This window comes from Nocardia sp. NPDC050718, assembly GCF_040654235.1.
GTDB lineage: Bacteria > Actinomycetota > Actinomycetes > Mycobacteriales > Mycobacteriaceae > Nocardia.
Window position 1 is genome coordinate 131,850 of the sequence record NZ_JBFAHQ010000008.1, and the last position, 26,995, is coordinate 158,844.

The 26,995-nt window shown below is 70.9% G+C and carries 20 protein-coding genes and 1 tRNA gene; 10 read left to right on the forward strand and 11 right to left on the reverse strand.

Annotated features, from left to right (window positions below; translation table 11 throughout):
- Positions 1–43: 43 nt before the first annotated feature.
- Positions 44–1,402: a hypothetical protein gene (locus AB0H54_RS29090; RefSeq protein ID WP_357349619.1), complete on the forward strand. Its 1,359-nt coding sequence runs from the start codon at positions 44–46 to the stop codon at positions 1,400–1,402.
- A 21-nt stretch (positions 1,403–1,423) separates the two neighbouring features.
- Entirely contained in the window at positions 1,424–1,768 is a 345-nt protein-coding gene (locus AB0H54_RS29095) for a hypothetical protein (protein ID WP_357349621.1), read from the forward strand.
- Between the two features lie 6 nt (positions 1,769–1,774).
- On the opposite strand, the gene AB0H54_RS29100 is transcribed toward AB0H54_RS29095, so the two are convergent.
- From AB0H54_RS29100 to AB0H54_RS29110, 3 genes are all read right to left on the reverse strand, one after another.
- The gene (locus tag AB0H54_RS29100) at positions 1,775–2,977 is read right to left on the reverse strand and encodes a YncE family protein (RefSeq protein WP_357349623.1); all 1,203 of its coding nucleotides are present in this window, start codon (positions 2,975–2,977) and stop codon (positions 1,775–1,777) included.
- A 162-nt stretch (positions 2,978–3,139) separates the two neighbouring features.
- The gene (gene lat, locus AB0H54_RS29105) at positions 3,140–4,480 is read right to left on the reverse strand and encodes an L-lysine 6-transaminase (RefSeq protein WP_357349625.1); all 1,341 of its coding nucleotides are present in this window, start codon (positions 4,478–4,480) and stop codon (positions 3,140–3,142) included.
- A gap of 65 nt (positions 4,481–4,545) precedes the next feature.
- Positions 4,546–4,998 (reverse strand): Lrp/AsnC family transcriptional regulator, encoded by a 453-nt coding sequence (locus AB0H54_RS29110; protein WP_071926582.1) that lies wholly within the window; start codon positions 4,996–4,998, stop codon positions 4,546–4,548.
- Positions 4,999–5,112: 114 nt separating this feature from the next.
- On the opposite strand from AB0H54_RS29110, the gene AB0H54_RS29115 reads away from it, so the two are divergent.
- Both AB0H54_RS29115 and AB0H54_RS29120 read left to right on the forward strand, forming a co-directional pair.
- The gene (locus AB0H54_RS29115) at positions 5,113–6,636 is read left to right on the forward strand and encodes an aldehyde dehydrogenase family protein (RefSeq protein WP_357349627.1); all 1,524 of its coding nucleotides are present in this window, start codon (positions 5,113–5,115) and stop codon (positions 6,634–6,636) included.
- A 52-nt stretch (positions 6,637–6,688) separates the two neighbouring features.
- A tRNA-Met gene (locus AB0H54_RS29120) sits at positions 6,689–6,762 on the forward strand.
- A gap of 45 nt (positions 6,763–6,807) precedes the next feature.
- On the opposite strand, the gene AB0H54_RS29125 is transcribed toward AB0H54_RS29120, so the two are convergent.
- The gene (locus tag AB0H54_RS29125; RefSeq protein WP_357349629.1) at positions 6,808–7,356 is read right to left on the reverse strand and encodes a histidine phosphatase family protein; all 549 of its coding nucleotides are present in this window, start codon (positions 7,354–7,356) and stop codon (positions 6,808–6,810) included.
- 123 nt (positions 7,357–7,479) lie between these two features.
- On the opposite strand from AB0H54_RS29125, the gene AB0H54_RS29130 reads away from it, so the two are divergent.
- From AB0H54_RS29130 to AB0H54_RS29145, 4 genes are read left to right on the forward strand one after another with little or no spacing between them, the layout of a single operon-like run.
- Positions 7,480–12,594, forward strand: a complete 5,115-nt coding sequence (locus tag AB0H54_RS29130; protein ID WP_357349631.1) for a DEAD/DEAH box helicase — start codon at positions 7,480–7,482, stop codon at positions 12,592–12,594.
- Positions 12,595–12,598: 4 nt separating this feature from the next.
- Complete coding sequence (locus AB0H54_RS29135; RefSeq protein ID WP_357349633.1) at positions 12,599–13,378, forward strand: DNA-formamidopyrimidine glycosylase family protein; 780 nt, start codon at positions 12,599–12,601, stop codon at positions 13,376–13,378.
- Positions 13,379–13,410: 32 nt separating this feature from the next.
- Complete coding sequence (locus AB0H54_RS29140) at positions 13,411–13,974, forward strand: TetR/AcrR family transcriptional regulator (RefSeq protein ID WP_357349635.1); 564 nt, start codon at positions 13,411–13,413, stop codon at positions 13,972–13,974.
- A complete protein-coding gene (locus AB0H54_RS29145) occupies positions 13,974–14,807 on the forward strand; it encodes an MBL fold metallo-hydrolase (RefSeq protein ID WP_357349637.1) in 834 nt (277 codons plus the stop codon). Before AB0H54_RS29140 ends, AB0H54_RS29145 begins: the two co-directional genes overlap by 1 nt.
- A 7-nt stretch (positions 14,808–14,814) precedes the next feature.
- Here the strand turns inward: AB0H54_RS29145 and glpD are convergent, their stop codons facing one another.
- Positions 14,815–16,599 (reverse strand): glycerol-3-phosphate dehydrogenase, encoded by a 1,785-nt coding sequence (gene glpD, locus AB0H54_RS29150; RefSeq protein ID WP_357349638.1) that lies wholly within the window; start codon positions 16,597–16,599, stop codon positions 14,815–14,817.
- A gap of 235 nt (positions 16,600–16,834) precedes the next feature.
- On the opposite strand from glpD, the gene glpK reads away from it, so the two are divergent.
- Positions 16,835–18,331 carry a glycerol kinase GlpK gene (glpK, locus tag AB0H54_RS29155; RefSeq protein ID WP_357349640.1) on the forward strand — a complete coding sequence of 499 codons (1,497 nt, stop codon included), beginning with the start codon at positions 16,835–16,837 and terminating at the stop codon, positions 18,329–18,331.
- Positions 18,332–18,335: 4 nt separating this feature from the next.
- On the opposite strand, the gene AB0H54_RS29160 is transcribed toward glpK, so the two are convergent.
- The 4 genes from AB0H54_RS29160 to AB0H54_RS29175 form a co-directional block, all read right to left on the reverse strand.
- A complete protein-coding gene (locus AB0H54_RS29160) occupies positions 18,336–19,508 on the reverse strand; it encodes a PLP-dependent aminotransferase family protein (RefSeq protein WP_357349642.1) in 1,173 nt (390 codons plus the stop codon).
- A gap of 93 nt (positions 19,509–19,601) precedes the next feature.
- Complete coding sequence (locus AB0H54_RS29165; RefSeq protein WP_357349643.1) at positions 19,602–20,885, reverse strand: hypothetical protein; 1,284 nt, start codon at positions 20,883–20,885, stop codon at positions 19,602–19,604.
- Between the two features lie 71 nt (positions 20,886–20,956).
- The gene (locus AB0H54_RS29170; RefSeq protein WP_357349645.1) at positions 20,957–22,027 is read right to left on the reverse strand and encodes a hypothetical protein; all 1,071 of its coding nucleotides are present in this window, start codon (positions 22,025–22,027) and stop codon (positions 20,957–20,959) included.
- A gap of 289 nt (positions 22,028–22,316) precedes the next feature.
- Positions 22,317–23,717, reverse strand: coding sequence for an NAD(P)H-quinone dehydrogenase (locus AB0H54_RS29175; protein WP_355271646.1), 1,401 nt, complete (start codon positions 23,715–23,717; stop codon positions 22,317–22,319).
- 208 nt (positions 23,718–23,925) lie between these two features.
- On the opposite strand from AB0H54_RS29175, the gene AB0H54_RS29180 reads away from it, so the two are divergent.
- Positions 23,926–24,387 carry a gamma-glutamylcyclotransferase gene (locus AB0H54_RS29180; protein WP_218717701.1) on the forward strand — a complete coding sequence of 154 codons (462 nt, stop codon included), beginning with the start codon at positions 23,926–23,928 and terminating at the stop codon, positions 24,385–24,387.
- A 112-nt stretch (positions 24,388–24,499) separates the two neighbouring features.
- Here the strand turns inward: AB0H54_RS29180 and AB0H54_RS29185 are convergent, their stop codons facing one another.
- Together AB0H54_RS29185 and AB0H54_RS29190 are read right to left on the reverse strand one after the other, a co-directional pair.
- Complete coding sequence (locus tag AB0H54_RS29185) at positions 24,500–25,663, reverse strand: M20 family metallopeptidase (protein ID WP_357349740.1); 1,164 nt, start codon at positions 25,661–25,663, stop codon at positions 24,500–24,502.
- A 125-nt stretch (positions 25,664–25,788) separates the two neighbouring features.
- Complete coding sequence (locus AB0H54_RS29190; protein ID WP_355271644.1) at positions 25,789–26,991, reverse strand: M20 family metallopeptidase; 1,203 nt, start codon at positions 26,989–26,991, stop codon at positions 25,789–25,791.
- Positions 26,992–26,995 lie beyond the last annotated feature (4 nt).

The window sequence follows — 26,995 nt, forward strand, 5'->3', positions numbered from 1 at the left end:
CCCTAGCGTTTCACCGGCACGACGGCCGACGGAGGAGTGATGGGTGCGTACAGAGGTGTTGACTCGACCGGAGTCCGAGGTCGCCGGTCCCGGCCCCGCGCCGGAAACGACGCGATGGCACCCGGCCACCCGCATCCTGTTCCGGTTCGGATTCGTGTCCGTCGGCCTCGGGATGGCGGGGACGTGGCTGCTGCACGCCCTGCTGCGCACGCTGGGCCTGTCACTGGGGACCGTGACCGCGATCGACAAGTGGACGACGCTGTACCCGCTCACCGAGTGGCTCGGCACGACCCTGTTCGACATCCGGGTCGACTACACCGTCACCGGTAGCGGCGACACCGCCGCCAAATGGCTGGCCGCGTTCACCGTGATCCTGGTCGCGGTGCCGGTCACCGGCGTCTGGTCGGTGCTCGACCGCCGCCGCACGCACTACGTGCGCCTGGTCGTCCTGTTCCGGCTCCTGCTGCGCTTCGCCCTGGTCAGCGCGCTGCTGCTGTACGGGATGATCAAGATTCTGCCGACCCAGATGTCGTTCAATCTGGAGCGGCTGGTCGAACCGTACGGGCACATGAGCCCGATGGCGGTGCTGTGGGCGCAGTCCGCGCTGTCCGAACCCTACGAAATCGCGCTCGGCGCCGCCGAGGTCACCGCCGGTCTGCTGCTGATCGTGCCGCTGACCGCGGGCCTCGGGTCCGTGCTCGCGGTGCTCGTCGCCCTGCAGGTGGTGCTGGTGAACCTCACCTTCGACGTGCCGGTGAAGCTGTTCGCCCTGCAGATCCTGCTGTACGCGCTGGTGCTGGCCGCCCCCGAGATCGTCCGGATCGTGCGGGCTCTGCTCGGACACGACGTCCCCGCGCGGACCACACCGCGCGGCAACCGGATCCTGGTGGGAGCCCAGGTGCTGCTGGGGTTGTGGCTGCTGGTCGCCACGACCGTCGAGGCCTACGACGGCTGGCACACCTACGGCAGTGCCCGCCCGAAGTCCCCGCTCTACGGCATCTGGGACGTCACCGAGTACTCGATAGCGGGCGAGCAGGTCCCGGCGCTCGTCGACTTCCGCGCACCCACCGAGGGCAAGCCACCCGGCGCCACCGAACGCTTCCGCCGCATCATCTTCGATATCCCGCAGGGCATGACCGCGCAGCGGCTCGACGATTCGATCGTCTCCTTTCCCGCCCGGATCGACACCGATCAGCAGACCATCACGCTGTCGCGCGACACCGCGCACCAGTGGAAGCTCGCGACGTTCGGTTACGTGCACACAGAACCCGGTCGGCTGATCCTGGAGGGCACGCTCGGCGGTCGTCCGGTCCGGATGCGGCTGGACCAGGTCGACCTGGACCGGTTCCCGGCCGTCGCACGCGGATTCCACTGGGTGCAGGCCACGCCCTACTACCGGTAGCCGTCGCAGTACGCTGCCGGAGTGGAACCGATCGAGATCAACGCGGGCGCCTGGTACCTGCGCGCCCTGCGGGCCGACGAGCGCATCGACGACCGCCCCGCCCTGGCCGTCGGTGGCATCACCGATCCCGGCTACGTGGCCACCCGTTCCGCGCAGTGGGCCGACGAAACCCACTTCTCCTGGGCCGTCTGCGTCCCGACGACCGCCGAGCTGGTCGCCGAGATCGGCGTGACGCCCGGTCCCGGCGACACCGCCACCGTCACCGGCTGGGCCCGCCCCGGCGAGGACGAGGCGCTGGCGGCGGGCCTGGCCTCGGTCCACCGGTTCGTCGCGGGCGCGCTTGGCCTGACCGCCGTCCCCGCCTGACGCGCGCTACCGCATCACCCCCGTGTGCCCGGTGGAGTAGCGCCCCGGCTGCGGCCACACCGTCAACCCGTGCGGCCCGTGGTCGACGGGGATGCGCGCCAACAGCGTCCAGTTCGCGATGTCGACCGCGTACACCTCGTTGTTGTGCCGCCCCGACACCCAGAACACCCGCCCGTCGGCGGAGATGTTGCCCATGTCGGGGCTGCCGCCGCCGGGGATGAACCACTTGTGCACCAGCCCGTTGGCGGCGAAGTCCCACACCGAGATGCTGCCCTCGTGCCGGTTGGTGATCAGCATCTGCCGGGAGTCGCGGGTGATGTAGAGCCCGTGTGTCCCTTTGCCGGTGGGGATGAAGCCGGTGTTCTCGAAGGTGTGCGCGTCGATCGTGTAGATGCCGTCGGCCATCATGTCGGCCACGAAGAAGACGTGCCCGTCGGGCGAGAGCTTCACGTCCTGCGGCATGCCGCCGCGTCCGCCGGGCAGGTCGATCATCTTGATCAGGGTGCGTTGCGCGACGTCGAAGACCGCCATCCGCCCGATGAATTCGCAGCTGGCCACGGCGAAGCGGCCGTCGGCGGTGAAGTCCATGTGGTCGACGCCCGCGCACTCGGGCACCGCGAGCGCGTGCAGCTTCTGCCAGGTCACCGGGTCGTAGAAGTCCAGCGACTTGTCCGCCTCCGCGACGACGAGGGCGAACTGCCCGTCGGGCGTGTAATACATGTTGTAGGGATCGCGAACCGGGAACGCCGGACCCGCGGGCGCTCCGGTGCGCGGGTCGATCGGCAGCAGGCTGCCGCCGCCGATCGGCAGATCGTTGGTGGCGTAGAGCGTCTGCATGTCGTACGACGGCACCACGTGCTGCGGCTCGGCGCCGCCGGAGGAGAACGTGTCGAGCACCTGGAAGGTGTTCTGGTCGATCACCGTCACGGTGTTGGACTTGCTGTTGGGCACGTAGACCAGCGGCCGATGATCGGCGACCGCCGGGCTCAGTTCCCGGTTGGCGGCGTAGATGTCGACCGGGGACAGCGGCGGCGGCATGCCGGGCAGCAGGTCGGTCATGTGCGGCGGCATCGCGGTCGGCGTGGTGGTCGAGGTGGGCGGCGCGACGGGCGTCTCGACCGTCACGGCCTCGCTGTTGGAACAGCCCGCGGTCACGGCGAGCAGCAAGGCGGCAGCAATTTGTCCGATTCGCTCGGTTCGGCGGTTCACGCGCTGCACCGTTCCACGCCGGGATGAAGCCCGAATGACATGGAAGGGAAGCCTAGAAGCAAGCCCAGCGAAAATCTAGCAATTCGGACAGCGTGCCGCCCACAGCCTCGGTGCGTCGTCGATCGACACGCGGTGAACCGGCCATGGGCGGCACCCGTTGCGCTACAGCCGCTCTCGCGTCAGCACCGCGTCCAGCGCGTCGACGGCCCGCTCCAGTTCTTCCTCGGTGACCGTCAGCGGCGGCCGGAACCGGATGCCGCTGGTCCCGGTGCCGAGCAGCAGCACGTGCTGACGTTCGCGCAGCGCCGTCACCACCCGGTCCCGCAGGTCCGGGGTGGCCAGCGTGATCGCGCACATCAGGCCGCGCCCGCGCGGTTCGCTCACCTTGTCCGGGTGCGCGGCGGCGAGCTGACCGAGCTGGTCGAGCAGATAGGCGCCCAGCGGCACCGACTTCGCGATCAGCCGATCCCGTTCCAGCACTTCGAGAATGCGCCGGGTGCGCACCATGTCGGTGAGGTTGCCGCCCCAGGTGGAGTTCAGCCGCGAGCTCACCCGGAAGACGTTGTCGGGCACCTCGTCGACGCGACCGCCCGCCATGATGCCGCACACCTGGGTCTTCTTGCCGAAGGCGACGACATCGGGCTCGACCCCCAATTGCTGGTAGGCCCAGGTGGTTCCGGTCATCCCGACCCCGGTCTGCACCTCGTCGAGGACGAACAGCGCGTCGTTGTCGTGGCACAGGCGCTGCATGGCGCCGAGGAACTGCGGCCGCAGGTGCCGGTCGCCACCCTCGCCCTGGATGGGCTCGGCGATGAAGCAGGCGATGTCGTGCGGATGGTCGGCGAAGGCCTGGGCGGCCTGCGCGATGGCGGTGGCCTCCAGCGCGGCGATGTCCGGGCCGGCGAAGGTGTGCGGTGTGTCGATGCGTGGCCAGTCGAACTTCGGGAACCGCGCGGTCTTGACCGGGTCGGTGTTGGTCAGCGACATCGTGTAGCCGCTGCGGCCGTGGAAGGCGCCGGTCAGGTGCAGCACCTTGGTGCCGAGTTCCGGTGACCGGCCGTGCGACTCGTTGTGCCTGCTCTTCCAGTCGAACGCGACCTTGAGCGCGTTCTCCACCGCCAGCGCGCCACCGTCGACGAAGAACAGATGCGGCAGGCGGGGGTCACCGACGACGCGGACGAAGGCCTCGACGAAGCGGGCCATCTCCACGGTGTACATGTCGGAGTTGCTCGGTTTGTTCAGCGCGGCGGTGGCCAGCTCGACACGGAAGCGTTCGTCCGCCGCGAGCGCGGGATGGTTCATCCCGAGCGCGTTGGAGGCGAAGAAGCCGAACATGTCGAGGTAGGCGGTGCCGTCTCGTTCGTCGATCAGTGTCCGGCCGTGCGACTTGTGCAGGTCGAGCACAAGGTCGAAGCCGTCCGCGAGGATGTGCGAGGACAGGATTTCGTGGACCCGGTTGGCGGGGGTGACCGCCGCGCCGGGGCGCTCCAGTTCGATGGTCACAAAACCGAGGGTACGCAAATATTTACGGAACCTCTACGGAATCGCGGAACAATTACGAGGAATCGTTACCTGTCGTAGAATGTCTGCAGGATGATGGTGCTGCGCGTCCGCACATTCGCGGTGGCCCTGATCTCCTGCAGCAGCTGTTCCAGGTGCCGCGGGGAGGCCACCCGGACCAGCAGGACGTAGCTCTCCTCGCCCGCCACCGAGTGGCACGCCTCGATGCCGGGGATGTGCTGCAACAATGCGGGCGCGTCATCGGGCTGGGACGGGTCGAGAGGAGTGATCGCGACGAACGCCGACAGCAGGTGCCCGAGCGCTTCGGGATCGACGTGCGCCGCGTACCCGCGGATCACTCCGCGCGCTTCGAGCCTGCGCACCCGAGACTGCACTGCCGAGACCGAGAGGCTGGCCTTCTCCGCCAGGTTCGACAACGTGGCGCGACCATCGCTCATCAGTTCTTTGATCAATAGTCGGTCGATGTCGTCGAGCTGGGGTCTAGCCGGTGTATCCGCCATCAGCGAAGGCTAACGCAGCACGGGGGTTGCGCGCGGAAAACTTCTTTCTGTTCCCCCACCGAATTCCACCGAACTTTTCCGTGAGCCCTACCAAACAGCAGAAGGTGAGCAGCGATGACCGACACCGTGACCGAGCACTTCTCCGAGCAGCTGGCACTGCGGGCCAGGGCGCTGCTGCACGGACTCGGCGCCGACTTACCCGAGTCCGGTGACCTGCGCGCCCGCACCCCCATCTCCGGCGGCGCCCTGCCGCAGCTCACCGCCGACACCACCGACGGCGTCGACGCCGCGATCGAACGGGCGGCCACCGCGTTCCTGAACTGGCGCACGGTGCCCGCGCCGGCGCGGGCGGCGCTGGTGCGCAGGCTGGCCCAGCTGCTGGTCGCCCACCAGGGCGAGCTGGCCGAACTGGTCACCCTGGAGGCGGGCAAGATCGGGCCGGAGGCGCTGGGCGAAGTGCAGGAGATGATCGACGTCTGCGAGTTCGCGATCGGGCTCTCCCGCCAGCTCTACGGCGCCACCATGCCCTCGGAGCGGCCGGGCCACCGGCTGATGGAGACCTGGCACCCGCTCGGTGTCGTCGGTGTGATCTCGGCGTTCAACTTCCCGGTCGCGGTGTGGGCGTGGAACACCGCGATCGCGCTGGTCTGCGGCGACACCGTGGTGTGGAAGCCCTCGGAGACCACCCCGCTCACGGCGCTGGCCTGCCACACCCTGCTGCGCCGCGCCGCCGTCGACGTCGGCGCCGATCCCGAAGTGCACCAGCTGATCCAGGGCGACGCGGCGGTCGGCGAGGCCCTGGTCGACGACCCGCGGGTCGCGCTGCTCAGCGCCACCGGCTCGGTGCGGATGGGCGCCACCGTCGCCCCGCGCGTGGCCGCCAGATTCGGCCGCTGCCTGCTGGAACTGGGCGGCAACAATGCCGCGATCGTCGCGCCGAGCGCGGATCTGGAACTGGCGGTGCGCGGAATCGTCTTCTCGGCGGCGGGCACTGCGGGTCAGCGGTGCACCACCCTGCGCCGGGTGATCGCGCACCGGTCCATCGTCGATCAGCTGGTCGACCGGCTCACCGCAGCGTACGCCCAGCTGCGCGTCGGCAATCCGCTCGACGACGGCGTGCTGGTCGGCCCGCTGATCAACGAGCGCGCGTTCATCTCGATGCAGAAGGCGCTGTTGCAGGCCGAGGACACCGGTGGCGAGATCGTCTGCGGCGGTGCGCGGGTCGAGCTGGTCGGGCCGGACGCCTACTACGTGCGCCCCGCGATCGTGCGCATGCCCGCGCAGACCGAGCTGGTGCGCGAGGAGACCTTCGCGCCGATTCTCTACGTCCTCGTCTACGACGACATCGACGACGCGATCGCCCTCAACAACGGTGTGCCGCAGGGCCTTTCCTCGTCGATCTTCACCCTCGACCAGCGCGAGGCCGAGCGCTTCCTTGCCGGGTCGGACTGCGGCATAGCCAATGTCAACATCGGCACCTCGGGCGCGGAGATCGGTGGCGCGTTCGGCGGCGAGAAGCAGACCGGTGGCGGCCGCGAATCCGGCTCCGACTCGTGGAAGGCCTACATGCGCAGGGCCACCAACACCATCAACTACTCGGCCGAGCTGCCACTGGCCCAGGGGATACATTTCGGCTGATCAGAAACCGATTTCGTCATCCACGCCGCGCCGTGTAAGGTGGTGTTTACGACGCGGGATGGAGCAGCTCGGTAGCTCGCTGGGCTCATAACCCAGAGGTCGCAGGTTCAAATCCTGTTCCCGCTACTAGACGAAAGCCCCGGAGTTTCGGCTCCGGGGCTTTCGCCGTTTCTACGAACCGCCCAGGCGCAGGGTCCAGTTGCCGCGATAGTGCAGCCGGGTGACGCTGGCGGGCGGAACATCCATGCGCCAGAACGACTTCGGCGGCGCGTCGAGCACCACCAGCAGCACCGCCCTGACCACCGCCGGATGGGTCACCGCCACCGTGTCACGGCCCGCCGAGGCGATCTCGGCCAGCCAGAACCGTGCCCGCTCCACCAGATCGGTCACCGATTCGCCACCGTGTCCCCGGAATTCGGGGTCGGTGAGCCAGGCGAACAGCTGATCCTGTGCCAGCCCGCTCATCTCGGTCCCGCGCCACGACCCCGCGTCGAGATCCCGTAATCGCGGATCCAGCTCGCCGACCACGCCCAGCGCCTCGGCGGTCTCCCGGGCCCGGCGTTCCGGCCCGGTCCGCACCTGCGCGCCGTCGGGCACCGAATACGCGCGCAGCGCGTCTCGCCCCGACTCGTCCAGTGGTTCGTCGACAGGGAATCGCGCCTTACGTACCGCCTCGGTCAGGCTGTGGCCGACGAGGTCGACTCTGAGCACCGTTTGCACGAGAGCCCAGAGTAGCGTTCGTCACATTCACGCTGCCACCAGCCCGCCACCGGGCTCGGTGTGGTGGGGGCGCGGGCCGCGCGTCGACGGGGGTTGTCGGTGGGCCGGTGCACACTGAACGCTATGGATCGGTTCTCGCCCGCTACCGCGCAGTGGTTCGACGGGGCCTTCGCCGGGCCGACGTCGGCCCAGCTCGGGGCGTGGCAGGCGATCGCGGACGGGGAGCACACGCTGGTCGTCGCGCCCACCGGGTCGGGCAAGACGCTCTCGGCGTTCCTGTGGGCCATCGATCAGCTGGCCACCCGGCCCGCGCCGGAGCCGGGGACGCAGCGCGGGACGTCGGTGCTCTATGTCTCGCCGCTCAAGGCGCTGGCGGTGGACGTCGAGCGCAACCTCAGGGCGCCGCTGGTGGGGGTCACGCAGACGGCGAAGCGGCTGGGACTGGACCCGCCGGCGATCTCGGTGGGGGTGCGCTCCGGCGACACCACCCCCGCGCAGCGGCGCGCGATGCAGCGGACGCCGCCGGACATCCTCATCACCACGCCGGAGTCGCTGTTCCTGCTGCTCACCTCGGCGGCCAGGGAGAGCCTGGCCCAGGTCGGCACGGTGATCGTCGACGAGGTGCACGCCATCGCGGGCACCAAGCGCGGCGCGCACCTGGCGTTGTCGCTGGCCCGGCTGGATCAGCTCACCGACCGGCCCGCGCAGCGGATCGGCCTGTCGGCGACGGTGCGCCCGCCCGAGGAGGTCGGCCGGTTCCTGGTGGGCGCGGCGCCGATCACCATCGTGCGCCCGCCCGCGCCGAAGACCTTCGACCTCTCGGTGCGGGTCCCGGTGGCCGATATGACCGATCCCGGCGATTCCGAGCAGCCGGGGTCGATCTGGCCGCATGTCGACGAGGCCATCGTCGACCTGGTGCTCGAACATCGGTCCTCGATCGTGTTCGCGAACTCGCGCAGGCTCGCCGAACGGCTGACCGCGCGGCTCAACGAGGCCTACGCGGCGCGGCTGGGCGAGCCGGTGGACACCGAGCACGCGCCGCCCGCCCAGCTGGGCCCGTCCACCGAGGTCATACATGGTGCCGAGCAGCTGCTGGCCAGGGCCCACCACGGCTCGGTCAGCAAGGAACAGCGCGCGATCATCGAGGACGACCTCAAGAGCGGGCGCCTGCGCTGTGTGGTCGCCACCAGCAGCCTCGAACTGGGCATCGATATGGGCGCGGTCGACCTGGTGGTGCAGGTGGAGGCGCCGCCCTCGGTGGCCAGCGGGTTGCAGCGGGTGGGCCGGGCCGGGCACCAGGTCGGTGAGGTCTCGCGCGGCGTGCTGTTCCCGAAGCACCGCACCGATGTCATCCACTGCACCGTCGCCGCCCAGCGCATGCTCGCGGGCGAGATCGAACTGCTGCAGATCCCCGCGCATCCCCTCGACATCCTGGCCCAGCAGACGGTGGCGGCGTGCGCGCTCGAACCGATCGATGTCGACGGCTGGTTCGACATCGTCCGCGGCACCGGCAGTTACGCGAACCTGCCCCGCTCGGCCTACGAATCCGTGCTCGACCTGCTCGCCGGCCGCTACCCGTCCGACGAGTTCGCCGAACTGCGTCCCCGGGTGGTCTGGGACCGCGACGCGGGCACCCTCACCGGCCGCCCCGGCGCGCAACGCCTCGCCGTCACCTCCGGCGGCGCCATCCCCGATCGCGGCATGTTCGCGGTGTTCATGGTGGGCGAGAAGGCTTCCCGGGTGGGCGAACTCGACGAGGAGATGGTCTACGAGTCGCGGGTGGGCGACGTGTTCGCGCTCGGCGCCACCAGCTGGCGGATCGAGGAGATCACCTTCGACCGGGTGCTGGTCTCGCCCGCCTTCGGACTCCCCGGCCGGCTGCCGTTCTGGCACGGCGACAGCCTGGGCCGCCCGGCCGAATTGGGCACCGCTCTGGGGGAATTCGTGCGGACGGCGGGTCAGGTGTCGGCCGACGAGCTGTCCCGGATCGTCGCGGACATGGGCGTTCGCCCCGGATCGATTGCGTCACAGGACAATTCGACGACGCTCGGCGTACCAGCACCGAACGGGAGCGCGAAGAAGTCCAGTGGGGCGAAAGGCGCCGAGCTCCCGGACACCGCCGCGGCCCGGCTGGAACAGCTGGTCCGCACCGCGGGCCTGGACCAGAACGCGACCGCGAACATGGTCGGGCTGCTCGAGGAACAGCGCGCCGCCACCGGCCGGCTGCCCACCGACCGCACCCTGGTCGTCGAGCGCTTCCGCGACGAGCTCGGCGACTGGCGCCTGGTCCTGCACTCCCCCTACGGCACCCCGGTGCACGCGCCGTGGGCCCTGGCCGTCGGCGCGCGGCTCCAGGAACGCTTCGGCATCGACGCGGCCCCGACAGCGTCCGACGACGGCATCGTGGTGCGCCTGCCCGACACCACCGACGACCCGCCCGGCGCCGAGCTGTTCGCCTTCGAACCCGACGAGATCGACGACATCGTCACCGAGCAGGTCGGCGGTTCGGCGCTGTTCGCCTCCCGGTTCCGCGAGTGCGCGGCCAGGGCCCTGCTGCTGCCGCGCCGCGATCCGGGCAAGCGCGCACCGCTGTGGCAGCAGCGTCAGCGCTCGGCCCAATTGCTGGATGTGGCACGCAAGTTCCCGGACTTCCCGATCCTGCTGGAAACCGTGCGCGAATGCCTGCGCGACGTCTACGACCTGCCGTCCCTGCGCGATCTGCTCACCAAGGTCGCCCGCCGCGAGGTGCGGCTGATCGATGTCGAGACGGCCAGCCCGTCCCCGTTCGCCAACGCCCTGCTGTTCTCCTACATCGGCCAGTTCCTCTACGACGGTGACAGCCCGCTGGCCGAACGCCGCGCCGCCGCCCTGGCATTGGACTCGAGCCTGCTCGCCGAACTCCTCGGCCGCGTGGAACTGCGCGAACTCCTCGACCCCGCCGTCATCGCCCTCACCGAACGCGAACTCCAGCGCCTCACCCCCGAACGCTGGGCTCGCGACGCCGAGGGCCTGGCCGACCTGCTGCGCCTGCTCGGCCCCGTCACCCCCGCCGAAGCCGCCGCCCGCTGCGTGCGACGCGATGGCGCCGCGCCCGACGCCGAAGCTCGGGACCGCGACGCCGCGCTCGGCGGCCCGCACGATCCGGCAGCCGACGGTCCTTCCCCTGGCACAGGCACCGCCGCGGCCGAGAGCGACACGGCCGATCGTCGATCGCCGATCGCGGACGCGCGCGGCCACGACGACACCGCCGAGCACCCGTCCGACGTGCTCGCCGACTCCGACGCGCCCGCCGACTCCGACGTGCTCGCCAACTCCGACGCGCCCGCCTGGTTCACCGACCTGCGCGATGCCCATCGCGCACTGGAGGTTTCGTTCGCGGGCCGCACCTGGTGGGTGGCGATCGAGGATGCCGCGCGCCTGCGCGACGCCCTGGGTGTGCCGCTGCCGATCGGTGTGCCCGCCGCGTTCATCGAGCCGGTCCCCGACCCGCTCGGCGACCTCGTCGGCCGCTACGCGCGCACCCACGCGCCGTTCGGCACCGCCGATGTCGCTGCCCGGTTCGGCCTCGGCGCGGCCGTCGCCGCCACCGCGCTGCATCGGCTGCTGGCCGAGAAGCGCGTGGTGGAAGGCGAATTCACGCCCGCGACGGCGGGCACCGAATGGTGCGACGCCCAGGTCCTGCGCCGCTTGCGCCGCCGGTCGCTGGCCGCCGCCCGGCACGAGGTGGAGCCGGTGTCGACCGCGGCGCTCGGCCGCTTCCTGCCCGCGTGGCAGCACGTCGGTTCCGGCGAGCTGCGCGGCATCGACGGCGTCGCCACCGTGGTGGAACAGCTGGCGGGCGTGCCGATCCCGGCGTCGGCGTGGGAATCACTGATCCTGCCGATGCGGGTGCGTGACTACTCCCCCGCCATGCTCGACGAGCTGATGGCGAGCGGTGAGGTGATCTGGTCCGGGCACGGCGCGATCACCGCCCGCGACGGCTGGATCGCCCTGCACCTGGCCGACCAGGCCCCCTTCACTCTGCCGCCGCCCGACGATATCGACCCCACCGACATCCAGCTCGGCCTCCTGGCCGCGCTCGGCGCACAGCTGGAGCCATGGCCACCGCGCACCCCGCAACCGCCCACGGTCGACCTCGACGCGCCGGCGGCGTCCGGGCCTGCCGAATCCGAGGCCGCGCCGACCAACGGCGCCACCGCTCCCCTCACCACCAACGGTGACACCGCCCGCAAGGCCCGCGGAAACGGCAGCACCGCCCACGATTCGGCCGCCGCCGCGACCGCGGGCCAGGACAACCCCCGCCTGCCGCCCACCCTGCACGGCGGCGGCGCGTACTTCTTCCGCCAGCTCGCCGACGCCACCGGCCTGCTCGACGACAAGGCCGTCGGCGACGCGCTCTGGCAACTGGTGTGGGCCGGGTACGTCTCCGGCGACACCTTCGCCCCCGTGCGCGCCCTGCTCTCCGGCACCGCCCGCAGCACCACCGCCCACCGCACCCCGCGCCGAGCCCCGCGCGGCCGCGCCTACCTGCCGCGCCCGTCGATGCCGACCCGCTCCGGCCCGCCGACCCTGGCCGGGCGCTGGTCGATCCTGCCGGAACGGGTGCGGGACAACACCCTGCGCGCCCACGCCACCGCCGACCAGCTCATCGAGCGCTACGGCGTGCTGACCCGCGGCTCGGTCCAGAACGAAGGCGTGCCAGGCGGTTTCGCGCTGATGTACCGGGTCCTGACCGAGTTCGAGGACCGGGGCCGGTGCCGCCGTGGCTATTTCGTCGACACTCTCGGCGGCGCCCAGTTCTCCACCACCGACACCGTCGACCGGCTGCGGTCCTTCGACACCGACCGCACCGCCGCCCAGCCCGGCGTCGCACTGGCCCTGGCCGCCTGCGATCCGGCCAACCCGTACGGCGCCGCGCTGCCCTGGCCGAAGGGCGACGCCGAGGGCGGCCACCGGCCCGGCCGCAAGGCGGGCGCCCTGGTGGTCCTGGTCGGCGGCGAGCTGGTGCTGTACGTGGAGCGCGGCGGCAAGACGCTGCTCAGCTTCACCGAGGACCCCGGGCTGCGCCGGCTGGCCGCGACCGCGCTGGCCGGGCTGGTGCACGACCGCCGGGTCGACGGCCTGGTGATCGACAAGATCAACGGGGAGACCGTGCACGGCAACACCTTCGCCGACGTCCTGGTGGAGTCCGGCTTCTCGATGACCCCGCGCGGTCTGCGGCTGCGCAGGCAGGTGTAGCCGAATGCCCGAGGGCGACACCGTCTTCCGCACGGCCGAGCGCCTGCGCACCGCCCTGGCCGGGAAGACCCTCACCCGCAGCGACTTCCGCGTCCCCCGGTACGCGACGGTGGACCTGGTCGGCGATCTGGTGACCGAGGTCGGCAGCTACGGCAAGCACCTGTTCATCCGGACCGATCGGGTGAGCATCCACACCCACCTGAAGATGGAGGGCGAGTGGCGGGTGTTCCACTGCGGCCAGCGCTGGACGAAGCCGCGGGTCACCGCGCGCGTTGTGCTGGCCAACGACGAGGTCGAGGCGGTCGGCTTCGCCCTCGGCAAGGTCCAGGTGCTGCCCCGCGCCGAGGAACACACGGTGATCGATCACCTCGGTCCCGACCTGCTCGGCCCGAACTGGGACGCCGTCGAGGCCCTGCGCAGGCTCGACGAGTACCCGCGCCGCCCCATCGGCCTGGCCCTGCTCGATCAGCGCAATCTGGCGGGCATCGGCAACATCTACCGCAGCGAGATCTGCTTCCTGCGCCGCGTCCACCCCGCGACGCCGGTCGGTGACATCGCCGACCTGCCCGCCCTCGTCGACGAGGCACATCGGGTGCTCGGCAAGGCCGCGCACCAGCCCCCGTGGCGGCCGATGGCCTACGGCCGCACCCGCCGCCCCTGCCCACGCTGCGGGACCGCGATCGTCTCGCGCCTGCTCGGCGAGGACGACCCCGCCGATCGCATCACCCAGCGCGAACGCGGCATCTACTTCTGTCCCCGCTGCCAACCCGAACCAACTAACTAGACCGGTCGTCATACTCGAGCTACGCTGAGCCGGTGACCCCACGCACGGACTCCCGGCAGCGTTTCCTCGACGCCGCCGCCGACCTGTTCCATACCCAGGGCTACCACGCCACCGGCGTCAACCAGCTGGTCAGCGCGGGCGGCGCGCCCAAGGGCTCGTTCTACTTCCACTTCCCCGGCGGCAAGGAACAACTCGCCGCCGAGGCCATCGTCCAGTCGGCCGACAGCCTGCGCGCGCTGCTCACCGCCGCGCTCGAGGCCGGCGATATCGACGGCGTCTTCGCCGCTCTCGGCGCGATGCTCACCGACTCGGACTTCCAGCGCGGCTGCCCGATCGCCACCATCGCCCTCGACGCGGGCGGCGACAGCGAACCGATCCGCGAAGCCTGCGTCACCGGTTTCGACACCTGGCGCACCGCCATCGACGAATTCCTGCGCGCCAAGGGAATTCCCGACGAACGCGCCGACGAGCTGTCCACCGTGGCGCTGGCCATGCTCGAGGGCGGGCTGCTGCTCGCCCGCACCCGACGTGACCTCACCCCCCTGCGCGCGGTGGCCGACCACCTGCGCGCCACTCTCGAACAGGAGCTCTCCTGATGCGTCTGCACCACCTCGACGGCGGCACCATGCGTCCCTTCGGCGGCCGTCTGCTCGACGGCGTCGGCGGCCTCACCCGCCGCGCCGAAATGGTCTGCCACTGCGTCCTCGTCGAACTCGACGACCGGCTGGTCCTGATCGAGACCGGCATCGGCGAGGGCGCGGTCCGGCGTCCCGACGAATGGCTGGGCCGCCGCTTCATCCGGATGACCCGCCCCGTGCTCGAGCTCGAGGGCACCATCGCGCGCCGGATCGAGGCGCTCGGTTACCGCCGCGAGGACGTCACCGACATCGTGCTCACCCACCTCGATCTCGACCACGCGGGCGGGCTCGCCGAATTCCCCCAGGCCACCGTGCACGTCTACCACGAGGAACTGCGCGCGCTGGAAGGGCACTACGGACCGCGCGAGAAGTTCCGTTATCGCGCGGCGCAATTCGCGCATCAGCCCCGCTGGCAGAGCTACGACGAGCTCGGCGAGCCGTGGTTCGGCTTCGGCGCGGTGCGCCAATTGCGCGGCCTACCAGCCGAACTGCTGATCATCCCGCTGGCCGGGCACACCCGGGGCCACGCCGGCGTCGCGATCGACACCGGAGCGGGCTGGAAGTTCGCCGTCGGCGACGCCTACTTCCACCCCGGTCAGCTCGATCTCGAGCACCCGCACCAGCCACCCGCCGCCGCGCTGTTCGAACGCCTGATGCAGACCGTCGGGCCTGCCCGGATCGACAATCAGGAGCGGCTGCGCGAACTGCTGCGCGGCCACGGCGACGAGGTCGAGGTGTTCTGCGCGCACAACGCCGTCGAACTGGCCGCGTTGCAGCGGGCGACCGTCTAGCGGCCGCTCACTGGTCCTGCGGTACCGGCTCCAGCAGCTGGGGCCGTGGCTCCGGCGCCGCCGCCCGCAGCGCGTCGGCGGAGATGTCGTCGGGCTGGGTCTGCGATTCGATCTCGGCGCGCACCCGCGCCTGGTACGTGGTCACCTCGCGGTCGATCTCGTCGGCGTCCCAGCCCAGCACGGGCGCGACCAGGTGCGCGACCTGTTCGGCGCAGTGCGCGCCGCGATCGGCGTATTCGATCGAGATGCGGGTGCGCCGGGCCAGGATGTCGTCGAGGTGTAGCGCGCCCTCGGCGGCGGCCGCGTACACCGCCTCGACCTGGAGGTAGGCGGGGGCGTCGGTGATCGGTTGCAGCAGTTCGGGTCTGCCCGCCGCCAGCGACAGCACCTCGTCGACCACCGAGCCGTAGCGGTCGAGCAGGTGGGTCATCCGGTAGGGGTGCACGCCGTAGTGCTCGGCCAGCTGCACGGTCTGGTTCACCAGGGCGAAGTAGCCGTCGGCGCCGATCAGCGCGACCTTCTCGGTGATCGACGGCGAGACCCGGGCCGGAATGTCCTGTGCCGCTTCGTCCATCGCGTCGGCGGCCATCACCCGGTAGGTGGTGTACTTGCCGCCGGCGATGCTCACCAGGCCGGGCGCGACGCGGGCCACCGCGTGTTCGCGCGAGAGCTTGGAGGTCTCGTCGCTCTCCCCGGCCAGCAGCGGCCGCAGGCCCGCGTAGACGCCGTCGATGTCGGCGGGGGTGAGCGGGGTGACCAGCACCTCGTTCACCCGGTCGAGCAGGTAGTCGATGTCGGCCTTGGTGGCGGCGGGGTGGGCGAGGTCGAGGTTCCAGTCGGTGTCGGTCGTGCCGATGATCCAGTGCGCGCCCCACGGGATGATGAACAGCACCGAGCTGGTGGTGCGCAGGATGATCGCGGCATCGCTGACGATCCGGTCGCGCGGCACCACGATGTGCACGCCCTTGGACGCGCGCACATGGAACCGGCCACGCTGCCGCGACAGGCTCTGCACCTCGTCGGTCCACACCCCGGTCGCGTTGATCACCACATTCGCGCGCGCCTCCCCGGTGCGCCCGTCCTCGGTGTCGCGCAGCTTCACCCCGACGACCCGGTCGGCCTCCCGCAGGAAGCCGACGACCTGGGTGGAGGTGCGGATGACCGCGCCGTAGTGCGCGGCGGTGCGGGCCACGGTCATGGTGTGGCGGGCGTCGTCGACGACGGTGTCGTAGTAGGTGACGCCGCCGATCAGCGCGTCCCTGCGTAATCCCGGCGCCAGCCGCATCGCGCCGTGCCGGGTCAGATGATGCTGTCCCGGAACAGATTTCGCGCCACCCATGGTGTCGTAGAGGGTGAGACCGGCGGCCACGTACGGACGCTCCCACACCCGGTGGGTCAGCGGGTACAGGAATCGCAGCGGCTTCACCAGGTGCGGCGCCAGCGTCGACAGCGCCAGTTCGCGTTCCTTCAGCGCCTCCCGGACCAGCCCGAACTCGAGCTGCTCGAGGTAGCGCAGGCCACCGTGGAACATCTTCGACGACCGGCTCGAGGTCCCCGAGGCCAGGTCGCGGGCCTCGACCAGCGCGACCGACAGGCCACGGGTGGCCGCGTCCAGCGCGATCCCGGCGCCGACCACGCCACCGCCGACGACCAGCACGTCGAACTGGTCCTTGCCGAGCCGCTCCCAGGCGGCGCGCCGCTGGTCGGGGCCGAGCTGACCGGGCCCGAGCCGTTGGCCGCCCGCGACCAGCTCCCCCGGGTGCAGGAACGGAAACTCCGGTGTCTGCGACATGCTCGACTCCTCGCCGCCGACCGCGCTCGGTCGGAATCAGCCGACAGTGGGTCGACGCCGTCCACGGTCCCGGCGCCGCTGCGTACAAACTCAACGTAGTGCCTGCGCGGCGCGCGGGCCGACCGTGGCGGGGCGTGGCAGCGAATTCGGTGCGGAAAACCAGCGAGCGTCGGCGCGGTGGTGTCATCCGACGAAGCCGGCGCAGCGCCGGTCCGGGGTTCGGTAGCCTGCAGCAATGCGTCGCTATGTGGCCGCCATCGATCAGGGCACGACCTCGAGTCGCTGCATCGTCTTCGACCGGCAGGGCCGGATCGTCGGGACCGCGCAGCGGGAGCATCGCCAGATCTTCCCGAAACCGGGCTGGGTCGAGCACGCGCCGGCGGAGGTGTGGCGCAACACCGAGTGGGCCCTCGGCGCGGCGTTGGGCCACGCCGGCTGCTCGGCGGGCGACCTGGCCGCCATCGGCATCACCAATCAGCGCGAGACCACCGTCGTCTGGGATCGCGCCACCGGCGAACCGGTGTACAACGCCATCGTCTGGCAGGACACCCGCACCGATCAGCTCTGCGCCGAACTCGCGGGCGATCAGGGCCCGCAGCGCTACGCCGAGCGCACCGGGCTGCCGCTGTCGACCTATTTCGCGGGCCCGAAGCTGCGCTGGATCCTCGACAACGTCCCCGGCGTGCGCGCCCGCGCCGAGGCCGGTGACCTCTGTTTCGGCACCATGGACAGCTGGGTGCTGTGGAACCTGACTGGCGAGCACCGCACCGACGTCACCAACGCCTCGCGCACCATGCTGATGGATCTGCGCACGCTGCAATGGGATCCGCGGATCTGCGCCGAGTTCGACATCCCGATGTCGCTGCTCCCGACGATCCGCAGTTCCTCGGAGGTCTACGCCGAGATCACCCGCGGACCGTTCGCGGGCGCGCCGGTGGCGGGCATTCTCGGCGATCAGCAGGCCGCGACCTTCGGCCAGGCGTGCCTGTCGCCGGGCGAGGCCAAGAACACCTACGGCACCGGCAATTTCATGCTCCTCAACACCGGGACCACGCCGGTGATCAGCAAGCACGGGCTGCTCACCACCGCGTGCTATCAGCTCGGCGACCAGCCCGCCGTCTACGCGCTGGAGGGGTCCATCGCCGTCACCGGTTCGCTGGTGCAGTGGTTGCGCGACAACCTCGGCATCATCGCCTCGGCCGAGGAGGTGGAGCCGCTGGCCCGCAGCGTGGAGGACAACGGCGGCGCCTATTTCGTCCCGGCGTTCTCCGGACTGTTCGCGCCGCGCTGGCGGCCCGACGCCCGCGGCGTCATCGCGGGCCTGACCCGGTTCGTCACCAAGGCCCATCTGGCCAGGGCCGCACTGGAATCCACCGCGTTCCAGACCCGCGAGGTCGTCGACGCCATGCGCGCCGACGCCGCCGCCCAGCAGCTCGATCTGGAACTGACCACCCTCAAGGTCGACGGCGGCATGACCGGCAACGACCTGCTCATGCAGTTCCAGGCCGACATCCTCGACGTCCCCGTGGTCCGCCCGGTGGTCCGCGAGACCACCGCCCTCGGCGCCGCCTACGCGGCGGGGCTGGCCGTCGGCTACTGGTCCGGCCTCGACGACCTGCGCGCCAACTGGACCGCCGACCACACCTGGACACCCACCATGTCCGACGACGAGCGCATCCTGCGCTACACCGAGTGGAACAAGGCGGTCGAACGCACCTACGGCTGGGTCTGACGACTCAGAGCGCGCGACCCAGCCGGGCCACGGCCTCGGCCAGGGTCGCCTCGTCCGAGGTGGTGAAGCACAGCCGCATCGACGAGCGGTAGGCGTCGGCGACCGCGAAGGCCGCGCCGGGGACGTAGGCCGCGCCTGCCTCGAGGGCCGCGGGGAGCAGATCCGTGGTGTCGGTGCCGTCGGTGAAGTCGACCCAGACGAACATGCCGCCCGTCGCGTCGGTGCTGCGCACCCGCTCGCCGAAGGTGTCACGGACCGCCGAGACCAGCGCGCGGGCCCGGCTGCCGTAGGCGGCCCGGACCGAATCGACGTGGGCGGCAAGCCAATCGGTGTCGGTCAGCAGCTCGGTGGCGATCTGCTGGGTGAGCGCGGAGCCGCAGAGATCGGCGCCCTGCTTGAGCAGTTCGACGGCGCGACAGACGTGGTCGGGGGCGACCATCCAGCCGACCCGCAGGGCGGGCGCCAGGATCTTGGACGTGCTGGAGAGCCGGATCACCTGGGGCGAGTAGCTCGCGACCGGGTCGGGCGCGGGCCGGTCGAACCAGAGCTCGCCGTACGGGTCGTCCTCGATCACCCAGAAGCCGTGCGCCTCGGCGAGTTCGGCGAGGCGGCGACGGCGTTCGGGCGCCAGGGTGACCCCGCCCGGGTTGTGGAAGTTGGAGACGGTGTGCACGACGGCGGGACGCTCCCCCGCGGCGAGCAGCTCCTCCAGCGCGTCGACGCGCATGCCGTCGCCGTCCAGCGGCACCGCGACGATCCGCGCGCCCGCGGCCCGGAACACCTGCAGCGCACCGACATACGCGGGGTCCTCGACGATCACCAGCGCGCCGGGATCGAGCAGCACCTCGGCGAGCAGCGACAGCGCCTGCTGCGACCCGTGGGTGATGAACACGTCCTCCAGCGGCACCGCACGCCCGATCCGCGCGGACTCCCGCGCCGCAATCACCGCACGCAGCGCGGGCCAGCCGGGCGACTCGGTGTACTGCAGCACCGCCGCGTCCGCCAGGGCATGCTGCGCGGCGACGGCGATCCGCTCGCGGGGCATCAGCGCCGCGTCGGGCAGCCCGCCCGCGAGGCTGATGATGTCGGCGCGCGCGGTGAGCTTGAGCAGGTCCCTGATCGCCGAGCTCTGCAGGCTCGCGAGCTTGCTCGCCAATGCTGGAGTTGTCGACAACATGGAAACCTCCCGGGAACGCCACGGAACCGCAATCATCCCACGATTACATACCGTTCGCCAGAATGTGAAATAAGGGTCTCAGATAGTGAGACTCTATCGGGCCGTGATCGACTTGACCTGCCATTTCCCGTCGGTGTTGGTGGTGACGATCTCCTGTTTGTAGACGATCGCCGAACCGTCGGGATGCCACTCGCGCAGTTCCACGTCGTAGCGGCCGGTGGCGGTCTCACGCATCTTCACGCAGTGCTTGGAACCGGCGGGGATGAGCTCGTCGATCGCCTTCTGGATGGTCTCCGCCGTGGAGATGTTCTCCGCGTCGGGCGCCACGTAGTCGCGCACCTTCGCGCCGGACCGGTCGACGTAGAAGGCGTACTGGAAGCCCAGGATGGCCTTCGCGCCCGACGAGGTGTCGCCGGGGCCGTTGCCGACGGTGACGGCCGCCTCGGAAACCGCCTTGCACTCGGTGGGCGAGGCGATCGACGGGATCGGGGCGGCGGTCACGCCGGGATCGCTGCCGCCACCGCGCTTGACCAGGGCGATCGTCAGGATCAGGGCGACGACGAGCAGCACCGCGGCCGCCGCGCCGCCGATGATCCAGCGCAGGCGGCGCTTGTCGGTGTCCTGCTTCTCGCTGACCGGCGTCACCGGGGTCTTCGGCGCGAGGCGACGGGCGATCGGGTCGTCGGCCCAGGACAGTCCGGGCTCCGACGGCGGCTTCGGGACGGCACCGCCCTCGTCAGGGCTGTTCCACCAGGCCTTGTCGTCGGACCTGGGCTCCTCGGCGATCGGCGCGCGCACCGTCTCCGGCGCCGGCACCCGCACGGTCTCGGGCGCGGGGGTGTCGGCGGGCGCCTGGGCGCGGGGTGTCGGCCGCTCGCGCCGGATCACCTCGGTGTGCTCCCGGCCCGAGTTGACCGGGACCGAGTCGCCGAACGGCGAACCCTCCCGGCGCGGCAGCTCGCCGGTAAAGCGGACCGTCTGGTCCTCCGACGGCGCGCTCATGCGCGGATCGGGGGCGCCGAACGGCGAGGAGGACTGCGGCGGGGTGGCCACGGCGTCACCGAAGACGGAGGTTGGCGCGGCGGGCTGGACCGGCGGGCGCGGGGGCATGGTCGGCGGACCGGGCGGCGGCGGGACCGGCGGCTGCCCGGCGATCGGCGCGCCGAACGGGCCGGGCGCGGACGACGGCGCGGCGGCCGGGCGCCAGCCCATTTCCGGGTGACCCCCGGGCGGCGCGGGCGGCGGCGCCGCGGCGAGCGGGCCACCGAAACCGGTGGTCGCGTCGTCCACAGGCGGCCCGAAATCGCCTACGGGAGGACCGAATCCGGCGGCGGGTTGCTTGTCGCCGCGCTCGTTGTCGTCACCGTCGGTGCCCAAATCCAATCCTTTCCCCAGGACACACGTGTGGGGCGGTCGCCATCCGACCGCCCCACACGACGTACTGCGTGTCAGTACTGGAGCGAGCCACCCCACTGGGTGGTGACACCTGCGACGTTCACCGTCTGAAGCAGCTCCCCCGGCACCGGAAGTGTAGCCTTCGCGGCCGCTTCCATCGCGGCGGCGCCACCCGGCTGCGCCTTGATCCAGTTCTCGACCGCCGCCTTGGCCAGGTTGGCCTGGGTGGTGTCGAGGACGGTCACGGTGGTGTTGTCGGCCCGGCCGTCGCCACCGTTGTAGGTGGTGACCTTCACCGAGTTCTCGCCGACGTACTCGACCGAGACGCCCGCGTCACCGAAACCGGTCGGCGTGCGGTAGCCGACGGTGCCGACGTAGCCGGAGGCGTTGTTGTAGTGGTGGGTGTTGACCACACCGGGCAGCACGCCGCCGCCGTCGATGGAGACACCTACCTCCTGGTGCGGGCCCTCCATCTCGACGACCGGCGCGGCCGGAGCGTCGGTGAAGTGCGGCGCCGTCCAGGTGGGCGTCTGCACGAGCTGGTCGGAGCCCTCGCCCTCGGTGCCCGTGCCCTGATCGGACGGCACGCTCGGCTGGGTCTGCGACGGCTGCGCGGGCTGACCCTGCGACTGCTGACCGGGCGTGGTGCCAGGCTGACCCGGGGTGGTGCCCTGCTGGCCGGGAGTGGTCTCCTGCTCCGGGGTGGTGCCAGCGCGCTCCGGCTGGACGGCCGGCTGCGCCTGGCTGCCCTGGCCGGTCTGACCCGGCACCGGCAGCGGCGCGACACGCGGGCTGGTGACACCCGGCTGGCTCGGGGTCGGGGTGGCAGGCGTGGCCTGACCCGGCTGACCCGGCGCGGGGCTGGTGACGCCCGGCTGGGCCGGCGTCGGCTTGGTCTGTCCGGGCTTGTTCTCGCCCGGCTTCACGTTCTCCGGCGTCTCCGGCTGCGTCTGCTCGGGGCCGCCGGTCTCCGGCGCCTCCTCCGAGGGCTGCTGGGTGCCCGGCTGCGCAGGCGCCGGGGTCGCGGGAGTGGTCGGCTGGTCGCTGGGGACCGCGCCGGCCGGAGCCGCGAGAATGGTTGCCACGGCGGCCGCAGCGGCCAGGGGCAACGACGTGCTGGCCATCGCTCGCTGCGCCCGACTCGGCTTACGATGCTTCACTTTTCGCTTATCCCTTTCCCGGAGGGAATCCCCCACTGCTCCACCACGCGACCACAACTGATCGCGCCTCGGCCGTGAGTCAACCACATGAGCGCGGGACAGGCAACGCAGCAGTAAGTTTCGCACCGCCGCCGCTCCGCCTGCGGAAACACGGTCCGGGACCACCATCGGGAATCGACGACCACCGTTGTCGAACAAGACAATTCGAAACCTCGCCGATCAGTGATCCGACTCACATTTTTCGGCGCGGCGCTCAGTCCAGGTCGTCGTGGCGCATCAGCAAACGCCCGGCTTCGGTGACCGAACCGGTCAGCGACGGATACACCGAGAACGTCTGCGCGAGATCGGTGACGGTGAGGTTGTTCTGCACCGCCAGCGCGATCGGCAGGATCAGCTCCGAGGCGATCGGCGCGACGACAACGCCGCCGATCACCACGCCGGTCGCCGGACGGCAGAAGATCTTGACGAAACCGCGCCGCAGTCCCGACATCTTCGCGCGCGGATTGGTGTTCAGCGGCAGCATCACCGTGCGCGCGGGCACCTCGCCGTTGTCGATCGCGGTCTGGCTGACCCCGACGGTCGCGATCTCCGGCCGGGTGAACACCGCCGAGGCCACCGTCTTCAGGCGGATCGGGCTCACGCCCTCGCCCAGCGCGTGATACATCGCGATGCGGCCCTGCATGGCGGCCACCGAGGCCAGCGGGAGCAGGCCGGTGCAGTCGCCCGCGGCGTAGACGCCGGGCACCGAGGTACGCGAAACCCGGTCGACGCGAAGGTATCCGCCGCGATCGAGTTCGATGCCGACCCGGTCCAGGCCGAGGCTGTCGGTGTTCGGCGTCGAGCCGACGGTCATCAGCGCGTGCGAACCCGTCACGGTACGGCCGTCGGACAGCTTCACCACGATGCCGTCGGCGGTGCGCTCCACCGCGTCGGCGCGGGCGTGCTTGACCAGCTCGACGCCTCGCTCGGCCAGCGCTTCCTCGAGCACCAGCGCCGCGTCGGCGTCCTCGCCGGGCAGCACGCGGTCGCGGCTGGAGACCAGCTTCACCCGCACACCCATCTCGGTGTACGCGGAGACGAACTCGGCGCCGGTGACACCGGACCCGACCACCACCAGAGTCTCGGGCAGTTCCTGCAGGTCGTAGAGCTGGCGCCAGTTCAGGATGCGCTCGCCGTCCGGCTCGGCGCCGGGCAGCACGCGCGGGCTGGCGCCGGTGGCGATGAGCACGACCTCGGCCTCGAACTCCTCGGTGCTGCCGTCGGCCAGCGTCGCCTTGACCCGATGCGCCAAACCGGTCGCGGGACCGACCAATTCGCCCCGGCCCGCCAGCAACTGCACCCCGGCGGCCTGCAACTTGGCGCGGATGTCGGCGGACTGGGCCAGCGCGAGCGCCTTGACGCGGCCGTTCACCTCGGGCAGGTGCACCTGGGCCTGGCTGGCGTCGAGGGTGATGCCCAGATCGCGGGCGCGGCGCAGATCGGTGCGCAGACCGGTCGAGGCGATGAAGGTCTTGGACGGAACGCAGTCCCAGAGCACGCACGCGCCGCCGATGCCGTCGGCGTCGACCAGGGTCACCGAGGCCCCGTGCTGGGCGGCCACCAGGGCTGCCTCATATCCCGCCGGTCCGCCACCGATGATCGCAATCCGTGCCACAGCCACGCTCCCTGTATTCGCCTGATCGGCCGCGTCCCTTGTGGGGACCCGTCCGTACTGTCGCTCCATCATTTCAGGTGCGTTGTGACGGTCCGGGGTCGGATCGGTGAACATGTTCGGCGTGTCGGGACCCGCCACAACTGTGACCGTCAGCCGATCTGGGTGGGAGACAGGAATTCCGCTGCTGTTATTGGCTACAGTTCGTCAGGTGCCGATCTATGCCGCTTACGGGTCCAACATGGACTCGACGCAGATGCTGGAACGCTGCCCGCATTCGCCCATGTCGGGAACCGGGTGGCTGGAAGGTTGGCGCCTGACCTTCGCCGGTGACGACATCGGCTGGGAAGGGCCGTTGGCCACCGTCGTCGAAGATCCGGGCTCCCGGGTGTTCGTCGTCCTCTACGACGTCTCCCCCGAGGACGAGGAACGCCTCGACCGCTGGGAAGGCTCGGACTTCGGTATCCACAAGAAGATCAGGATCCGGGTCACCGGCACCCAGGGCGAGTCGCGGCTGGCGTGGCTCTACGTCCTCGACGCCTACGAGGGCGGGTTGCCTTCGGCGCGGTACATCGGCGTCATCGCCGACGCGGCCGAAAAGGCAGGCGCCCCCGAGGATTACGTCCATGCCCTGCGCACCCGCAACAGCAAGAACGTCGGCCCCGGCGCTTGACCGCCTCTCCGCGTATTTTGGCCGGACTCGCCGGCCGCTGACGTTGCGTCGGCGGCCGGCGGTCAGGGGTGGGTCGGGTCAGCCCGTACCCGGTGAGTTACCCATGTTCTCGCTATGCCTGCAGGATGATGTTCGTCAAGGTGCGGACGCCTACGGCCAGGGCGCGTTCGTCGATGTCGAACGTGGGCTGGTGCAGGTCGAGCTGGTCGCCGGTGCCGGACCAGACGCCCAGGCGGGCCATCGCGCCGGGGACCTCCTCCAGGTACCAGGAGAAGTCCTCGCCGCCGCCGGACTGCGGGGTGTCGGCCAGGGCGTCGGGGCCCATGGCCAGGACCGCGTTCTCGAACATCAGTGCCGAGGTCGCGTCGTTGACCACCGGCGGGACGCCGCAGTTGTAGTTGAGCTGGTAGCGCACCCCGGTCGGGGCGAGCAGGCCGTCGACGATCTCGCGGACCAGCGGCTCCAGCAGCAGCCAGGTGGCGTGGTCGCCGGTGCGGACGGTGCCGGTGAGCATGCCGGTCTGCGGGATCGCGTTCGGCGCCTTGCCCGCGCTGACCGCGCCCCACACCATCACGGTGCTGGTCCGCGGATCGACCCGGCGGCTCAGCAGACCGGGCAGGCCGGTGATGACCGTGCCGATCGCGTAGACCAGGTCGCTGGTCAGGTGCGGGCGCGAGGTGTGCCCGCCGGGTGAGTCGAGCACCAGCTCGACGGTGTCGGCGGCCGAGGTGATCGCCCCGGTCCGCAGCCCGACCTTGCCGACCTCCAGGCGGGGATCGCAGTGCAGCGCGAAGATCCGGTCGACACCCCGCATCGCCCCCGCGGCGACGGCGTCGAGCGCACCGCCCGGCATCACTTCCTCGGCGGGCTGGAACACCAGCCGCACCCCGACCGGCAGCGTGTGCTCGGCCTCGGCCAGCGCGAGCGCGGTGCCGAGCAGCACCGTGGTGTGCGCGTCGTGCCCGCAGGCGTGCGACACGCCGGGCACGGTCGAGGCGAAGCTCAGGCCGGTGAACTCCTGCATCGGCAGCGCGTCCATGTCGGCGCGCAGGGCGATCCGCTGGGTGTCGGTCGGCCCGAGATCACAGGTCAGGCCGGTGCCGCCGGGCAGCACTTCCCAGCTCAGCCCGGCCTTGGTCAGCCACCCCGAGACGAACTCGGTGGTGGCGAACTCCGCGCGCGACAATTCGGGGTTGGCGTGGATGTGCCGCCGCCATTGCACGAGGTCGGCGGTGTGCTCGGCCAGCCACGCGTCGACGATCTCCGCTCCTGGCATATCGGTTCGTTCGGTGTCCGGCATGGTCGGACAGACCGCGTTCTCACGCATCATCGAGTGGGCTCCCACGCCCATCGATAGCGCGTCGGCGCCTGCGCGCGCGGTGCCCGAATAGCCGGAAATGCTCACCGAATGTCCTCCTGTCGTTCGACCAGCCGTTGCAACAACCTGTCCCTGTGTACTTCATCGCGCGCTATCGCGACAGCGGTACGCGCCAGTGCGCGGGCACCGTCGAGTACCGCACGATCGGCCGAGGCGTTCACCGCGGCGGCGGCGAAGTCCGGCTGATGGGTCACCGCGCCACCGGCGTCGATGCCGATCACCGGGTGGATACCGGGGATCACGTTGGTGACGTTGCCCATGTCGGTGCTCCCGAGCGGACGCAGCACCTCGAGCTCGGGCGCGATCGGCACCCTGCCCAATCCGGTGATCTGCGCGCGGTAGACAGCCGAAAGAACCGGATCGGGGGTGAGCTCGGTATAGGTGGGCGCGAGCGTCCGTATGTCGTGAGTGCAGCCGGTTGCCAGGGCGCCCGCCTCGAAACACGCCTTCGCTCGTCGCATCAGGTCGTCGAGTGACGCGGAATCGGCCGCGCGGAGGTAGTACAGCAACTCCGCCCGTCCGGGCACGATGTTGGGGGCTACGCCACCGTCAGCGACTATACCGTGCAGTTGCTGGCCAGGGCGTAGATGCTGGCGCAGCAAGCCGACGGCAACCTGGGTCAGGGTCACCGCGTCGCCGGCGTTGCGGCCGAGTTCCGGCGCGGCGCTCGCGTGCGCCTCGCGGCCGTGGAAGACGATCGACAGGTCGGCCAGGGCCAGCGAGCGGGCGCCGACGATGTCGGCGGGGCCGGGGTGGACCATCATCGCCATCGCGATGTCGTCGAAGGCGCCCGCCTCCAGCATGAGCACCTTGCCGCCGCCGCTCTCCTCGGCGGGCGTGCCGAGCACGACGACGGTCAGGCCGAGCTCGTCGGCGACCTCGGCCAGCCCGATCGCGGCGCCGACCGCCGACGCGGCGATGATGTTGTGCCCGCACGCGTGCCCGATCTCGGGCAGGGCGTCGTATTCGGCGCAGATACCGACTGTGAGCGGGCCGCTGCCGTAGACGGCGCGAAACGCGGTCGGCAGGCCCGCCACGCCGGTGGTGACGAGAAAACCGCGCTCGGCCAGCGACGCGAGGATCTTGGCGACGCTGCGCGTCTCGGCGAAGGCGAGCTCGGGTTCGGCGTGGATCGCGTGCGAGAGCCCGATCAGTTCATCCGCCGCCGCGGTGATCGCGGCATCGGATGCGGTGGCCGAGAGTTCGCCGGTGCGCGAGGGTGCCATACCC

What these genes read in the sequence shown, in the direction of transcription:
- AB0H54_RS29145 (WP_357349637.1), top strand. Translation starts at nt 13,974, where the DNA reads ATGCGTCTGCACCACCTCGACGGCGGCACCATGCGTCCCTTCGGCGGC.
- AB0H54_RS29110 (WP_071926582.1), bottom strand. Translation starts at nt 4,998, where the DNA reads ATGGCGGATACACCGGCTAGACCCCAGCTCGACGACATCGACCGACTA.
- AB0H54_RS29190 (WP_355271644.1), bottom strand. Translation starts at nt 26,991, where the DNA reads ATGGCACCCTCGCGCACCGGCGAACTCTCGGCCACCGCATCCGATGCC.
- glpK (WP_357349640.1), top strand. Translation starts at nt 16,835, where the DNA reads ATGCGTCGCTATGTGGCCGCCATCGATCAGGGCACGACCTCGAGTCGC.
- glpD (WP_357349638.1), bottom strand. Translation starts at nt 16,599, where the DNA reads ATGTCGCAGACACCGGAGTTTCCGTTCCTGCACCCGGGGGAGCTGGTC.
- AB0H54_RS29160 (WP_357349642.1), bottom strand. Translation starts at nt 19,508, where the DNA reads ATGTTGTCGACAACTCCAGCATTGGCGAGCAAGCTCGCGAGCCTGCAG.
- AB0H54_RS29115 (WP_357349627.1), top strand. Translation starts at nt 5,113, where the DNA reads ATGACCGACACCGTGACCGAGCACTTCTCCGAGCAGCTGGCACTGCGG.
- AB0H54_RS29130 (WP_357349631.1), top strand. Translation starts at nt 7,480, where the DNA reads ATGGATCGGTTCTCGCCCGCTACCGCGCAGTGGTTCGACGGGGCCTTC.
- AB0H54_RS29135 (WP_357349633.1), top strand. Translation starts at nt 12,599, where the DNA reads ATGCCCGAGGGCGACACCGTCTTCCGCACGGCCGAGCGCCTGCGCACC.
- AB0H54_RS29170 (WP_357349645.1), bottom strand. Translation starts at nt 22,027, where the DNA reads ATGGCCAGCACGTCGTTGCCCCTGGCCGCTGCGGCCGCCGTGGCAACC.
- AB0H54_RS29185 (WP_357349740.1), bottom strand. Translation starts at nt 25,663, where the DNA reads ATGCCAGGAGCGGAGATCGTCGACGCGTGGCTGGCCGAGCACACCGCC.